The 12720-nt window shown below is 71.2% G+C and carries 11 protein-coding genes and 1 tRNA gene; 6 read left to right on the plus strand and 6 right to left on the minus strand.

Annotated features, from left to right (window positions below):
• Positions 1 to 163 precede the first annotated feature (163 nt).
• Positions 164 to 1156: an ABC transporter substrate-binding protein gene (locus ACI6GS_RS06640; protein WP_439816996.1), complete on the plus strand. Its 993-nt coding sequence runs from the start codon at positions 164 to 166 to the stop codon at positions 1154 to 1156.
• Positions 1156 to 4161 (plus strand): ATP-binding protein, encoded by a 3006-nt coding sequence (locus tag ACI6GS_RS06645; RefSeq protein ID WP_439816997.1) that lies wholly within the window; start codon positions 1156 to 1158, stop codon positions 4159 to 4161. The genes ACI6GS_RS06640 and ACI6GS_RS06645 overlap by 1 nt, the downstream gene beginning before the upstream one ends.
• A gap of 7 nt (positions 4162 to 4168) precedes the next feature.
• Here ACI6GS_RS06645 and ACI6GS_RS06650 read toward each other — a convergent pair whose 3' ends face one another.
• From ACI6GS_RS06650 to ACI6GS_RS06660, 3 genes are all read right to left on the minus strand, one after another.
• Positions 4169 to 4669 (minus strand): GNAT family N-acetyltransferase, encoded by a 501-nt coding sequence (locus ACI6GS_RS06650; protein WP_439816998.1) that lies wholly within the window; start codon positions 4667 to 4669, stop codon positions 4169 to 4171.
• A 64-nt stretch (positions 4670 to 4733) separates the two neighbouring features.
• Positions 4734 to 5993, minus strand: coding sequence for an adenosylmethionine--8-amino-7-oxononanoate transaminase (locus ACI6GS_RS06655; protein WP_439816999.1), 1260 nt, complete (start codon positions 5991 to 5993; stop codon positions 4734 to 4736).
• Between the two features lie 17 nt (positions 5994 to 6010).
• Positions 6011 to 7144, minus strand: a complete 1134-nt coding sequence (locus ACI6GS_RS06660) for an 8-amino-7-oxononanoate synthase (protein WP_439817000.1) — start codon at positions 7142 to 7144, stop codon at positions 6011 to 6013.
• Between the two features lie 172 nt (positions 7145 to 7316).
• Between ACI6GS_RS06660 and ACI6GS_RS06665 the strand changes: the two genes are divergently transcribed.
• Both ACI6GS_RS06665 and ACI6GS_RS06670 read left to right on the plus strand, forming a co-directional pair.
• Positions 7317 to 8468, plus strand: coding sequence for an Acg family FMN-binding oxidoreductase (locus tag ACI6GS_RS06665; RefSeq protein ID WP_439817001.1), 1152 nt, complete (start codon positions 7317 to 7319; stop codon positions 8466 to 8468).
• On the plus strand, positions 8465 to 8926 hold the full coding sequence (locus ACI6GS_RS06670; protein WP_439817002.1) for a MarR family winged helix-turn-helix transcriptional regulator: 462 nt from the start codon (positions 8465 to 8467) through the stop codon (positions 8924 to 8926). Before ACI6GS_RS06665 ends, ACI6GS_RS06670 begins: the two co-directional genes overlap by 4 nt.
• Positions 8927 to 8936: 10 nt before the next feature.
• Here ACI6GS_RS06670 and ACI6GS_RS06675 read toward each other — a convergent pair whose 3' ends face one another.
• Together ACI6GS_RS06675 and ACI6GS_RS06680 are read right to left on the minus strand one after the other, a co-directional pair.
• Entirely contained in the window at positions 8937 to 9392 is a 456-nt protein-coding gene (locus tag ACI6GS_RS06675) for a hypothetical protein (RefSeq protein ID WP_439817003.1), read from the minus strand.
• A gap of 183 nt (positions 9393 to 9575) precedes the next feature.
• Positions 9576 to 9662: transfer RNA gene (locus ACI6GS_RS06680), tRNA-Leu, on the minus strand.
• Positions 9663 to 9867: 205 nt separating this feature from the next.
• Between ACI6GS_RS06680 and ACI6GS_RS06685 the strand changes: the two genes are divergently transcribed.
• The gene (locus ACI6GS_RS06685) at positions 9868 to 10278 is read left to right on the plus strand and encodes a DUF1398 family protein (RefSeq protein WP_439817004.1); all 411 of its coding nucleotides are present in this window, start codon (positions 9868 to 9870) and stop codon (positions 10276 to 10278) included.
• A 6-nt stretch (positions 10279 to 10284) separates the two neighbouring features.
• Here ACI6GS_RS06685 and ACI6GS_RS06690 read toward each other — a convergent pair whose 3' ends face one another.
• Positions 10285 to 11592 carry a hypothetical protein gene (locus ACI6GS_RS06690; protein ID WP_439817005.1) on the minus strand — a complete coding sequence of 436 codons (1308 nt, stop codon included), beginning with the start codon at positions 11590 to 11592 and terminating at the stop codon, positions 10285 to 10287.
• A 282-nt stretch (positions 11593 to 11874) separates the two neighbouring features.
• Between ACI6GS_RS06690 and ACI6GS_RS06695 the strand changes: the two genes are divergently transcribed.
• Positions 11875 to 12690 (plus strand): flagellin, encoded by an 816-nt coding sequence (locus tag ACI6GS_RS06695; protein WP_439817006.1) that lies wholly within the window; start codon positions 11875 to 11877, stop codon positions 12688 to 12690.
• Positions 12691 to 12720 lie beyond the last annotated feature (30 nt).

A 12720-nucleotide genomic window follows, 5' to 3' on the forward strand; every position in this document is an offset into this window, starting at 1 on the left:
CGATTGCAAATCCGCAAGGCCCCTCAGGACCGGAACGGCCCCGCCTTGGCTGGGTTCCAGGCCGCCCCACAGCCTGTCATTTACCATTCCATCATCGTTCGCAGACTAAACAGCCAGGATGGTCTTCAATCCGCTCGGCGCGACGTTGGATGGAGTCTTGCGCATGGCCCAGGCGATGGTGGCGCGCACGCGCGGGCGGCGGCGGTGGCGCGCGGTGGCGGCCCTGCGCGCGGGGCTGGTTGGTGTCGCGCTGATCCTGTGCGGGAGCGGGGGCGCCATGGCCGAGGGGCCGCTGCGCGTGCTGCTGAACTGGAGCCCGACCAGCATGTTCGCGGCCTTCTACGTGGCCGAGGACCGCGGCCTCTATGCCAAGGCCGGCATCGCGGTGGCGTTGGAGCACCAGGGCCAGTCCGGAGGGACGCTGGAGTCCAGCCCGTTCGATCTGGCGGTCCTGTCGCCCGGCGAACTGATCGCCGCCCGGGCGCGCGGCATGAAGCTGAAGGCGGTGGCCGCCCTGTGCCAGCGCTCGCCCATCGTCTTCGTCAGCAAGGCCGAGTACGGCATCACGCGGCCGGCCCAGATCGTCGGCCAGACCGTGCGCACGACGGCGGAGATGACGCCGATCCTGAACGCCCTCCTGGCGGGCGAAGGCCTTGCGCCCGGCTCCTGGACGCCGGCGACCTTCGCTTCGGACCCGGCGCTGTTCCTGGACAGTCCGGCGCGGGTCTGGGGCGTCTATTCCACTGGCCTGGCGCAGCAGCTGAGCGCCGCGGGCCATGCCATCAACGTGATCTATCCCGAGGATTACGGCCTGGGCCTGAACGGCAGCGTCGTGGTGGTGCGGGAGGACCTCCTGGCCGCCGAGCACGCCCGCGTGAAGGCCTTTGTCACGGCGACGCTGGATGGGCTGGAGCTGGCGATAGAGACCCCCGACCTGGCGGTGGCGGGCACGCTGGCGCGCGATCCCGCGACCAGGTCCGGGACCGAGCGGGACCGCTTCCTGGGCGCCATCCCGCTGTTCCGGGGGCGCGGCCGGTCCCTGGGGGCCATGGATGCGCAGACCTGGGCCAACGCCCTGGCAGTCGCGGCCCAGGCGGGCGTTGCGACCCAGGCGATCCAGCCGGCCGATCTCTTCACGACGGAGCTGCTGCCCTGATGTGGCCCAGGGGCTCCTACATCGCGCGCAGGCTGGTCCTGACGGTTGCCGGGGTCAGCGCGATCCTGCTTGTCCTCAGCGCCAGCATCCTGGTGATGGAGGCGCGCACGGCACTGGAGGCGACGGGGCGCGCCGCGGTGGCGTCCGCCAACCAGCAGAACGTAGAGGCGCTGGACGACTGGGTCGAGGCCCGCATGGTCGAGATCCACGCCCTGACCCATGGCCCGCGCCTGCGCCTGGCGGTCGCGGTGCTGAGCGATCCGCAGGCCAGCGCGATGGCCCGCATGGCCGCCGAGAGCCTGGTGCGCGATGCCTTCCGCCTGATGGGCGCGATCAAGGGCGGGCGCCTGAACGCCCGTCTGATCGCCGCCGACAGCGGCCGCATCCTGGTCGCCAGCCGCCCCCAGGACGAGGGCAAGAGCGTCCGGGCCCAGGACTTCTTCGCACCTGCCCGGGAGCGCGCGGCCGCTTTCCCGCCCTACTACTCGATGGCCGAGCAGCGCCTGACGATCGATGTGGCCGGACCGGTGTTCGACACGGACGGAAAGCTGCTGGCCGTGCTGGCGTTCGAGCCCGACCTTGAGGGTCTGGCGACGATGATCTCCCGCCGCTCGCTCAGCGGCGGCTCGCAGCATTCCTATCTGCTGGACCAGGCCAACACGTTCCTGACGGCGACGCCGCTGACGACCGCGCCGGGCGCCGTGCGTGGTGGCAACTTCGCCGCCTTTGCCAAGGAATGCCTGGCTGGGCGATCGGGCCTGGCCGATGGGCCGGACTATCGTGGCGTGCCGGTCCTTGCCGCCTATTCCTGGCTGCCCGGCCTGCAGAGCTGCCTGGTGACGCAGATCGACGTGGACGAGGTTCGGGCCCCGGTCGGCGTCCTGGTCCGCAGCATGATCGAGGTCGGCATCTTCCTGATGTTCGGCGGTGCGATCGTCGCGGGCATGGTCGGGTGGCGCACCGTGCGCCCGCTTCAGCGCCTGGGCGACGCCGTGGCGGCCCTGCGGGACGGCAACATGAACACGCGCGTCGCCGTGCCGGGGCGCCAGCGCAGCGAGCTGGACGAGCTGGGCGCCATGCTCAACGACATGGCGGCCACGGTGCAGGCCAAGCAGGCCGAGCTGGATGCGCGCGAGTTCGAACTGCGGCTGATCACCGACAACGTGGCCGACGTGATCGCGCGCATCACGCCCGACGGCGTGTGCGCCTATGTGACGCCCAGTGCCGCCACCGTGCTGGGCCACGCACCACAGGAGGTGGTCGGCCTGACGACGCCGCAGATCCTGGCCCTGTTGAAGCCCCAGGACATGCGCCGTGCCAGTGCCGACGGGCTGGAGCGCTGGATCTACCGGGCCGAGCGCCATGACGGCAGCATGGCCTGGCTGGAGATGACCCGCCGTCCCTTCACCTACATGAAGGATGGGGTCGAACAGCTCGAATACCTGGAGGTCACGCGCGACGTGACCGAGCGCCAAGCCCGCGACGACGAACTGCACCGCCAGTTGGAGGTGTTCGACATCGTTTCGGAGAACGCCAGCGACCTGATCACCCTGCACGGGGCCGACGGGCTGTTCACGTTCGTTTCGCCCGGCATGGTGGCCATGACCGGCTGGCAGCCGTCCGAGGTCGTGGGCATGCGCCGCAGCGACTTCATGGCGGCGATCGGCATGGCCAACATCACGCAGTCGCGCAGCGGCCCGAACGACCTGCTGCGCTTCAGCGTGACCCATCGCGACGGGCGCGAGGTCTGGGTCGAAGCCCTGGTCCGCACCGTGCGCCGCATGCGCGACGGACAGCAGGTGGTCGAGTTCCTGACCATGTCGCGCGACATCAGCGTGCGCCATGCCTTCGAGGAGGAGCTGAAGGCTGCCCGCGCGGAGGCCGAGCGCGCGAACCGTGCCAAGAGCGACTTCCTGACCCGGATGAGCCACGAACTGCGCACGCCCCTCAACGCCGTGATCGGCTTTGGCCAGCTGCTGGAGCTGGACGTGCGCAATCCCCTGGCGCCCCGTCAGGTGGAGCAGGTGGGGCACATCATCCGGGGCGGCCAGCACCTGCTGGCGCTGATCAACGACATCCTGGACCTGGCCCGCATCGAATCGGGCGCACTGCGCGTCGACGTTGAGGATGTCAGCGGCCGGGTCGTGCTTGAGGATTGCGTCGAGATGCTGGAGCCGCTGGCCGCGCAGGCGGGCCTGAGCATCGGCATCGCCGGCGATCCCGGTACCATTCCCCTGGCGCGGGCGGACAAGACCCGCCTGATCCAGGTCCTGTTCAACCTTGGCTCCAACGCGATCAAGTACAATCGGCCGGGCGGGCGGGTGACGTTCTCGCTCGCGCTGGTGCCGACGGGGCATGTCCGCTTCACCGTCGCGGATACCGGCCGCGGCATCGATCCCCGCCTGAGCCACCAGCTCTTTGAGCCGTTCGAGCGCCTGGGCGCCGAGCACCTGGGGATCGAGGGGACGGGCGTCGGCCTGCCCATCACCCGCCGTCTGGTCGAGCTGATGGGCGGCACGCTGGGCTTCACCAGCCAGCATGGCCACGGCTCCACCTTCTGGTTCGACCTGCCGGCCGCGAACGCCGAGGCGGCACCCCTGCTGGGCCCGGATGCCGGGGAGGGGATCGCCGTCCTGTATGTCGATGGCGACGGCGCCAATGTCGCGCTGATGCGGCGCATCGCTGAGACGATCCCGGAGGTGGCCCTGGACGTCGCGCGCACCGCGGATGACGCCTTTGCCCAGGCGGTCGTCCAGCCGCCCCGCGTCGTGGTGGTGGAGGCGGGGCCGGACGGCACCGCCAACCTGGGCCTGGTCGCGCGCCTGCGGGCGGAGCCGGCGACGGCGACGGTGCGGATCCTGGTCCTGGCGCCGGCGACCGTCCTGGTCGACCTGCAGCGCCGGGGCGAGGTTGCCTGCGACGGCTGGCTGGCCCGGCCGCTGGACATTCCGGCCTTTGCCCAGGCGGTACGCCGGGCCGCGGCCGACGACCGCGCCGCGGCGTAAGCGCGCGTCAGGCGGCGGCGAAGGCGGGGTAATAGGCGACGGTGCCCTGGGCCATCGGGCCGCCCAGGGCCAAGGCCTGGAAGAAGGCGGCAGGCGGCCCGGGCAGGACCAGCCCCCTGACCGCGCGGAAGCCGAAGCGGCCGTAATAGGCAGGGTCGCCCAGCACGACGCAGCCCTGCGCGCCGTTGCGACGCAGGGTGTCCAGCCCCTGCCGGACCAGGGCCAGGCCGATGCCGCCCTGCTGGTGCGCCGGGTCGACCGACACCGGCCCCAGCCCGAACCAGCCGATGTCGCGCCCGTCGATCGTCACGGGGGAGAAGGCGATGTGCCCGGCCACCGCGCCCCGCACGTCCGCCACCAGGGACAGCGCCAGGGCGCCGCCGGCGCGCAGGGCTTCGACCACTGCGGCTTCCTGGTGACTGCTGTGCGGCGCGTTCAGGAAGGCAGCACTGGTCAGGGCGCTGATGGCAGCCGCGTCCTCCGGACGCTCAGTGCGAATCGAAATCATTCCGAGCACAGGGCCCCATCCGCGGCCAACAGGTCAAGCGCCACGCGGACCAGCGCCCGGCGCGTCACGCGGCGACGGCGCGCAATGCCTCCTCCAGCACGCCATAGACCAGGTCCAGCTCGGCCTCGGTCGTGCAATAGGGCGGCATCAGGTAGACCACATTGCCCATCGGCCGGACGAACACCCCGGCCTGCAGGCAGTGCTGGCGGATGCGCGGGCCGACCGCCGCCAGGTAGCTCTGCGCGGCGCCGGGTACGTCGGCCGCGGCGATGGTGCCGCAGGTCCGCACATTGGCAAGGGGCACGCGGCCGGCCAGGGCCTCCACCTGCTGGCGCTGCCGCCGGGCCAGGGTGGCGACGCGCTCCGCTACCGGCTCCGCCTGCCAGACCTCGACATTGGCCAGCGCCGCGGCGCAGGCGATCGGGTTCGCGGTGTAGGAACTCGAGTGATAGAAGGTGCGGGCGCGATCCTCGGAATAGTGCGCATCGAACACCGCGGCGCTGGCCAGGGTCGCCGCCAGCGGAATGGCGCCGCCGGTCAGGCCCTTGGACGTGCACAGGATGTCTGGCGCGATGCCGGCCTGGTCGCAGGCGAACAGCGTGCCCGTGCGGCCCCAGCCGGTCATCACCTCGTCCGCGATGAACAGGATGCCCGTGGCCGCCGCGATGCGGCGCAATTCGGCCAGGATCGCGGGCGGGTACATCAGCATGCCGCCCGCCCCCAGGACCAGGGGCTCCACGATCAGTGCTGCGGCGCGGCCCGCGCGGGCGACCTGCTCGAACGCGTCCAGCGTCGCCTGCTCCTGGCCCGCCACGGGGAACGGGATCGTGTCCACGGCGAACAGCAGCGGCTCATAGGGCGCATTGAACACGCCGCGGGCGCCGACGCTCATCGCGCCGATCGTGTCGCCGTGATAGCTGTGCTCCATCACCACGATGCGGTCGCGCCGCTCGCCCCGGGCGCGGGCGGTGCCCAGCGCCATCTTCAGCGCGACCTCGACCGCGGTGGAGCCGCTGTCGGAATAGAACACGTGCTCCAGCCCGGCCGGGGCCAGGCGCACCAGCGCATGGGCCAGCTGCTCGGCCGGGGCATGGGTGAAGCCGGCGAAGATCACCTGGTCCAGGTTTTCGGTCGCCGTGCGGATCGCCGCCATGATGTGCGGCTGGCGATGCCCATGCGTGATCACCCACCACGAGGCGATGCCGTCGAACAGGCGGCGGCCGTCGCGCGTTTCCAGCCATGCGCCCTCGGTCCGCGTCACCTCGATCGCGGGCGGCTCCAGCGCGTGCTGGGTGAAGGGATGCCAGACGGGGGAACGGGTCACGGGGTGCTCCACGCAGGTCAGGATCGGTCAAGGGCCGCCAGCGTCGCCACCAGCGCGTCGACCACGGGCGGGTCGACATTGAGCGTCAGCGATACGCGCAGGCGGGCGGTGCCCTCCGGCACCGTGGGGGGGCGGATCGCCCGGCAGTCGAAGCCGGCGCGGCGCAGGGCCTGGGCCGCGCGGACGGCGCGGCCATCCTCGCCCAGGATCACGGGGATGATCTGGCTGCCGCTGGGGGGCACGCCCAGGCGCCCGGCGAACAGCTGCCCGGCATGGTCGACCAGGGCGTCCAGCTGCCGGCGGCGCTGCGGCTCGTCCACCAGGATGCGCAACGCCTCGCGCACCGCGGCGGCCATCAGGGGCGAGGGGGCGGTGGCGAAGATGAACTGCCGCGCCCGGTTGACGAGCAGGTCGACCAGCGGCGTCGCCGCCGTGACCAGCGCGCCGGACGCACCCAGAGCCTTGCCGCATGTGTGGAGCACGACCAGGTGCGGCCCGTGCTCCAGCCCGGCGGCCAGGCCCAGGCCGCCGGGGCCCAGCACACCCGTCGCGTGTGCCTCGTCCACCACCAGGACGCCGTCATGCTGGCGGGCAACCGCGTCGAGTTCGGCCAGCGGCGCCCGGTCGCCGTCCATGGAATAGAGGCTTTCCACCGCCAGCCAGGGAACGCCGCGGCCGCCCCGGGCCCGCCACTGCGACACCTGGGCGGCGAAGTCGTCGGCATCGTTGTGGCGGGCGGCCACCGCCTCGGCCCGGCCGGCGCGGATCCCCTCGCGCGTGCTGGCATGGCTGAGCGCGTCATAGACGATCAGGTCGCCGGGTTGCGGCAGGGCCGAGAAGATCGCCATGTTGGCAGCGTAGCCGCTGCCGAAATAGAGCGCGCGTGGCGCCCCGAACAGGCGCGCCGCTTCCTCTTCCAGCGCCTCGTGCTCCGGATGATTGCCGCGCAGCAGGCGGGAGCCGGCGGCCCCGACGGGCACGCCACGGCCGATCGCCGCCGCGACTGCCGCGCCCAGGCGGGGCGAGGTGGCCAGCCCCAGATAGTCGTTCGATGCGAAGTCATGGCCGTCGCGCGGGGCCAGCACGCGGCGGCGGCCACGGGCGTCCAGCGCCTGCAAGGCCTGGTCCGAGCGGTCCAGCAATCCGGTCACGCAGGCGATCCTTCCGCAGTGGTTCACACGTCCGCCCCCGTGGCCGGCGCGGTGGCGGCGCAGCATAGGGCCGGCGCGGCGCACGGCAAGTCGGCACTCGGCCGGTCCGATGCTTGATGATCGTTCGATATTGAACTAGATAGTTCGATATCGAACTTTATGGAGCGACGTGATGACCAGCCGACGCACGGTCCTGCGCATCCTGGGTGGGGGTGCCATCCTGGCGGCAGGTGGGGCCGGCCTGTGGGCCGCCACGCGGGATCCGGTGGCGGCCCGCGCGCCCTGGGCCCAGGCGGGCCGCGACGGGACGACCGATCCACGCCGGCGCGCGCTGTCCTTCGCCGTGCTGGCGCCAAATCCGCACAACCGCCAGCCCTGGCTGGCCGATCTGTCGGTGCCAGGCGAAATCGGGCTGTTCTGCGACCCGGAACGGCGGTTGCCGCACACCGACCCGTTCGACCGCCAGGTGACGATCGGCCTGGGCTGCTTCCTGGAACTGCTGGCCCAGGCCGCGGCCGAGGATGGCCATCGCGCCGATATCGCCCTGTTTCCGGACGGGGAGCCGGACGCGCGCCTCGACGACCGCCCGGTGGCGCGGGTCCGCCTGGTTCCGGATCCGGGCGTGACTCGCGATCCGCTTTTCGCCTGGGTCCTGGAGCGACGGTCGAACAAGGAGCCCTATGACACCGCACGCCCCGTCGCGGCCGCCGACCTAGCGGCGATCGCCGCCGTGGCAAGGCAGGGAACGGTCGCCTTCACCGCGGACTCGGCGCGGGTGGCGGAGCTGCGCGCGGCCGCATGGGCCGCCAGCCTGACCGAGATGACGACGCGCGAGACCGCGCGGGAGAGCATCGACCTGCTGCGCATCGGCCGTGCCGAGATCGAGGCCAATCCCGACGGCATCGCCCTGGCCGGACCGGGGATCGAGGCGCTGGATGCGGCCGGGTTGCTTTCGCGCACGGCGCTGCTGGACCCGGCTTCGTCGGCTTTCGCGCAGCAGGCGGCGATCCTGAAGGCGCCGATCGACACGGCCATGGCGTTCCTGTGGCTGGCGACGCCGGGCAATTCCCGCAGCCAGCAGATCGGGGCCGGACGCGACCATGTCCGCATGAACCTGGCGGCCACGGCCCGGGGCCTGGCCATGCACCCGTTGAGCCAGGCCCTGCAGGAGTTTCCGGCCATGCGCCCCCATGCCGTGCGGATGCGCGCGGACCTGGCCATCGCGCCGGGCGACACGCTGCACATGTTCGTGCGCCTGGGCTATGGTCCACCGGTCCGGCCCAGCCCGCGCTGGCCCTATGGAACGCGCATCAGGACCGCATGACCGATCAGGACGCCGCCGGGGAGGGACACGCCGACCTGTTCCGCTTCCTGACAGAGGTGGGGATCATCGCCCAGCTGTCGGGCACCGCCTTCCAGAAGGTCATGGCGCCGCCGATGACGCTGCCGCAGTTCGCCGTCCTGCACCACCTGACGCGCGTGGGCGGGGACAAGACGCCGCTGCACATCGCCACGGCGCTGCAGGTGTCAAAGGGGGCCATGACCAACACACTGGGCCACCTGGAGCGTGCCGGCTGGATCAACGTGCGGCCCGATGCGCGCGACGGCCGGTCGAAGCGGGTCGATCTGAGCCCGGCCGGCATCCAGGCCCATCGCGATGCGGTGGCGGCGATCGCGCCCGAACTGGCCTGGCTGGCGGGCGCGATCGGGGGGAAGCCGATCGCCGCCGTGCTCCCGCTGCTGGAGGCCGTGCGCACGGCCCTGGACCGCCGCCGCGACTGAGGGCGCGTGGTCAGTGGCTGCCCCCGCCACCGCCACCACCACCCCCGCCACCGCCACCCCCTTCGTGGTGCTGGGCGGTTTCGGCCCGGCGGCGGGCCTCGTCGCGGGCCTTCTGCATGCGATAGAGCTCGTCGCAGTCGCCGTCGAGGCAGTTGAGATTGGCCTGGATCCAGTTCGACCGGGCCTCGTCCCCGCGCGCCTCCGCGGCCACGACCTGGCCCTTGAAGTGCTGGCGCAGCGCGAACTTTGTCGCCTCGGGCGATGCGGCCAGGACCTGGACCGCGTCCCCCGCCGGGCCCAGCGCGTCGAGCGAGCCGCTCTGGATGATCGAGATCAGCCCCTCGGTCCCGGGGGAATGGATGGGCGCCTGCTTGCCGGTGTCGACGCAACTGGCGGCCTGCAGGGTGAACGCCATGGCCAGCGCGGCCGGGATCGTTGCGATCTTCTTCTTGTGCCTGGATATCATCGGGGCCCTCTGCGACTTGTCGGAGCGATCCGCCGGGATCGTTCCTGGTCGTGGCAGTAGAGCTGCCGCGGCCCGGCCCGGCCTTGATGCCGGTCAAGCCGCAGCACAGGCGCCGGGCGGAGCCTTTGACAGTCCTGGCTGGCGCGGCCGTAACCCGCATGCCGCCGGCGGAGGCAAAAGGGATGGTGCGGGCGGTCGGACTCGAACCGACATATCCGTAAGGACGGCGGATTTTGAGTCCGCTGCGTCTACCAGTTCCGCCACGCCCGCACGAAGGTGTCCGCCGCGCGGGTGCGCCGCGGGGACCTGCCGTTCGTATATTGCACCATCCGGGAAAAGGCCAGGGGGTGGGCACAGCTGCCGGGCAGGATCGCCGCTTGCGCCCTCACGGATGGCTGCGCCATGCTCCCGCCCGTAAGGCGGGACAACAATCAAGACGGGCATCGGCCAAGCCTGGCCGGAAGGGGGAGAGGGGATGGACGACCGCCTGCGGGCGCTTGCGCGCACCTGCCTGGCCGAGGCGGAGGGCGATGCCCGGCCGTTTCCCGACATCGTGGCAGCCCTGGCCGCGGCCGGCTTCGAGGCCTATCTGGTCGACCTGCGCCATGGCCGCGCCACCTACAGCCTGCCGGATGGCGACAGCGTGGTGCTGGACACCCATCGCGTGGTCGCTCCGGTCGCCCCACGCCTGGACCATGCGGCCCTGCAGGCGGCGATCCGCGAGGCGCAGCAGGCGGTGCCGGGCTACACCTATCGCGGCTTTTGCGAGAAGGCGGCACGGGCCGGCTGCGCCTTCTATGTCGTGTCGTTCAGCGGGCGGCGGGCGCTCTATGTCGGGCGCGACGCCGCCACGCACGTGGAACCGTTCCCGGCCCCGGCGGACTGAGGCGGCTCAGCCCACCAGCTGACCGACGATGGCCTGGGCCTGGTCGATCATCAGGCGGGTGCGCAGCTTGTAGGCGGCGACAGCGCTGCGGTCGACCTCGAACAGCTGGTTCTCGGGGTAGTTGCGGCCGAACACGTCCATCAGCAGGCTGCGATAGGCGCCCGAGAATACCCGCGAGCCGAGCGCCCGGTCCTCGGCATAGGCGACGTAGTGCGCGCTGGGCAAGGCCAGCGCCAGGGCGGCGGGGGTGCGCGCCATGACCATGCGATGCCGGGTCAGCGTCGCCTCCAGCTCGTGCGGGGGCGTGCGGGCCATCACCGCGGCGTCGATGCTGAACAGCTGCTCGTCCGGGGCCGCGCGCAACGGCATCAGGTCGACCAGCCATTCGCCCAGCGTCGCCACGTTGCTGCGGCCATGGCCATAGACCAGCGCATCCTCGCCGCTGCGTGCCAGCCACAGGTCCAGCCGGTCCAGCAGGGCACCCACGCGGCCCGGGTCGACGGCGTCGCGGAAGTCGACGCCGAACAGGCCGACGGCGCGCCGCCCCGCCTGGGCCAAATCCAGCACGGCGTCGTTCAGGTGCTGCTGGTAGATGCCGCCGCCATTGCCCAGCACGACCAGGTCGAACGGCCCCTCGGGCGCCGCTTCGCCCACGGTCATGGCGACCACCTCGGCCATGGGCGGCAGGATGCGCGGCAGCAGGCGCTGGCGCCATTGCTGCGACGGGTCGTGCACGGGATCGAACGACACCGCCAGGATGCGCCGGACGACGGGCGCGCGCGCCATGTCGGGATCCAGGCGGATCACCAGTTCGTCCTCGTGCGCACGGATCGCCTGGCGGAAGTGGAAGCCGGCATCGACACAGGCCTGGATCAGGGCAGCATCGCCCAGCCGGCCGGGGGGCGCCGTGTCGTCCGGCATCAGGTTGGCCGGCTGGTACGACACGACCGCCGGCACGCCATAGGCGCGCAACGCCGCCAGGAAGGCGGGCAGGTCGGGCACCTGTTCCAGCAGGCCCAGGGCCGCGACGAAGCTGATGCCTTCGATCTGGGGCAGGATGCCCCGGTCGACCGCGCTGACGATCGTGGTGGGCTCGGTCTTGTGGCTGTCGACGGGCAGGTAGGCCGTCGCAAAGGGCAGGTAGTCCTGCAGCGCCATCGCACCGGCGCCCAGGTCCAGGACGATGCTGCCGGTCGGCACGCACTGCGCGGCAAGGGCCGCGCGATGGTCGCTGCGGGCATCGCGCGGCGGCTTCAGGGCCAGGCGCGCCAGGTCGGCGTCGACCTGGGCAAAGGCGTCATCCTCAAGGCTCATCGGGTACCCGCCAGGCGATATCAGGGAATACGCTCATGCGCGCACGGTGGACGGGGCATGGTTAACAACCGCTCAATGCAGGGCGCCCAGGCGTAAATGCCTCACCCGGCAGGACTTGCCCGCGTGCGTCCGAATCTGCCGGGCCAAGCCTGCCGCCCGGACTGTCGCCCCACGGTGCTGATCCGTTCATTTTCAATGCCTTACGAGATTTTTCTGGGCTGGCACATGGCTTGCTGAAGTGGGTCCAGCACTTCGCATGGCTGCCAGAAAGGGACCGGCCAGATGGTTCTCTCGATCAACAACAACTACTCCGCGGCCATTGCGCTGCAGAACCTGAACAGGACCAACACCCAGCTGGAGACGACCCAGAGCCGGATCAATACGGGCCTCAAGGTCTCCACCGCCAAGGACGACGGCGCGATCTACGCGATCGGCGAGATCAGCAAGGGCGAGGTTTCGGGCCTGCGCGCGGTCAGCGGCGTGATCTCGAACGGCGAGTCGATCGTGGGTGTCGCCCTCGACGCCGGCAAGCAGGTCAACGGCATCCTGAACGAGATGCTGAAGAAGGCGGTCTCGGCCACCGACCAGACGCTGACGACGGCCCAGCGCAATGCGATCGTCGACGACTACTCGGCGCTCCGCAACCAGATCGCCAACATCGTCAACAATGCCGAGTTCAACGGCCAGAACTTGATCGGCACGTCCAACGCCACGATCGAGGTCAAGATCAACACCAATGGCGGCGTGCTGACCCTGACCGCCCGGACATTGACGGCGGAAGCCCTGAGCATCAACGCCGCCACGCTGGACAGCCTGGCCAATGCCTCGGCCGCTGTATCGGCGACCAAGGCCGCGATCAACGAGGCGGCCTCGCGCCTGGGCAACCTGGGCGCCAATGCGCGCTCGCTGGAAGCCAACAACGCCTTCATCAATTCGCTGATCGACGCCAACAACCAGGCCATCTCGAACCTGGTCGACGCCGACCTGGCCGAAGAGTCGGCCCGCCTTCAGGCGCTGCAGATCAAGCAGCAGCTGGGCGTGCAGGCCCTGTCGATCGCCAATGCCGCGCCGCAGACCCTGCTGTCGCTGTTCCGGTAACCGCATCACCGTGGTCGGCGCCGCGACCCG

The sequence above is a fragment of the Zavarzinia sp. CC-PAN008 genome (assembly GCF_051903925.1).
In the GTDB taxonomy this organism is placed as follows: domain Bacteria; phylum Pseudomonadota; class Alphaproteobacteria; order Zavarziniales; family Zavarziniaceae.

Bases quoted from the DNA above. Each gene is read 5' to 3' on its own strand.
- ACI6GS_RS06670 (WP_439817002.1), top strand. From the start codon at position 8,465: ATGACCGATCAGGACGCCGCCGGGGAGGGACACGCCGACCTGTTCCGC.
- ACI6GS_RS06645 (WP_439816997.1), top strand. From the start codon at position 1,156: ATGTGGCCCAGGGGCTCCTACATCGCGCGCAGGCTGGTCCTGACGGTT.
- ACI6GS_RS06675 (WP_439817003.1), bottom strand. From the start codon at position 9,392: ATGATATCCAGGCACAAGAAGAAGATCGCAACGATCCCGGCCGCGCTG.
- ACI6GS_RS06665 (WP_439817001.1), top strand. From the start codon at position 7,317: ATGACCAGCCGACGCACGGTCCTGCGCATCCTGGGTGGGGGTGCCATC.
- ACI6GS_RS06640 (WP_439816996.1), top strand. From the start codon at position 164: ATGGCCCAGGCGATGGTGGCGCGCACGCGCGGGCGGCGGCGGTGGCGC.
- ACI6GS_RS06695 (WP_439817006.1), top strand. From the start codon at position 11,875: ATGGTTCTCTCGATCAACAACAACTACTCCGCGGCCATTGCGCTGCAG.
- ACI6GS_RS06685 (WP_439817004.1), top strand. From the start codon at position 9,868: ATGGACGACCGCCTGCGGGCGCTTGCGCGCACCTGCCTGGCCGAGGCG.
- ACI6GS_RS06690 (WP_439817005.1), bottom strand. From the start codon at position 11,592: ATGAGCCTTGAGGATGACGCCTTTGCCCAGGTCGACGCCGACCTGGCG.
- ACI6GS_RS06650 (WP_439816998.1), bottom strand. From the start codon at position 4,669: ATGATTTCGATTCGCACTGAGCGTCCGGAGGACGCGGCTGCCATCAGC.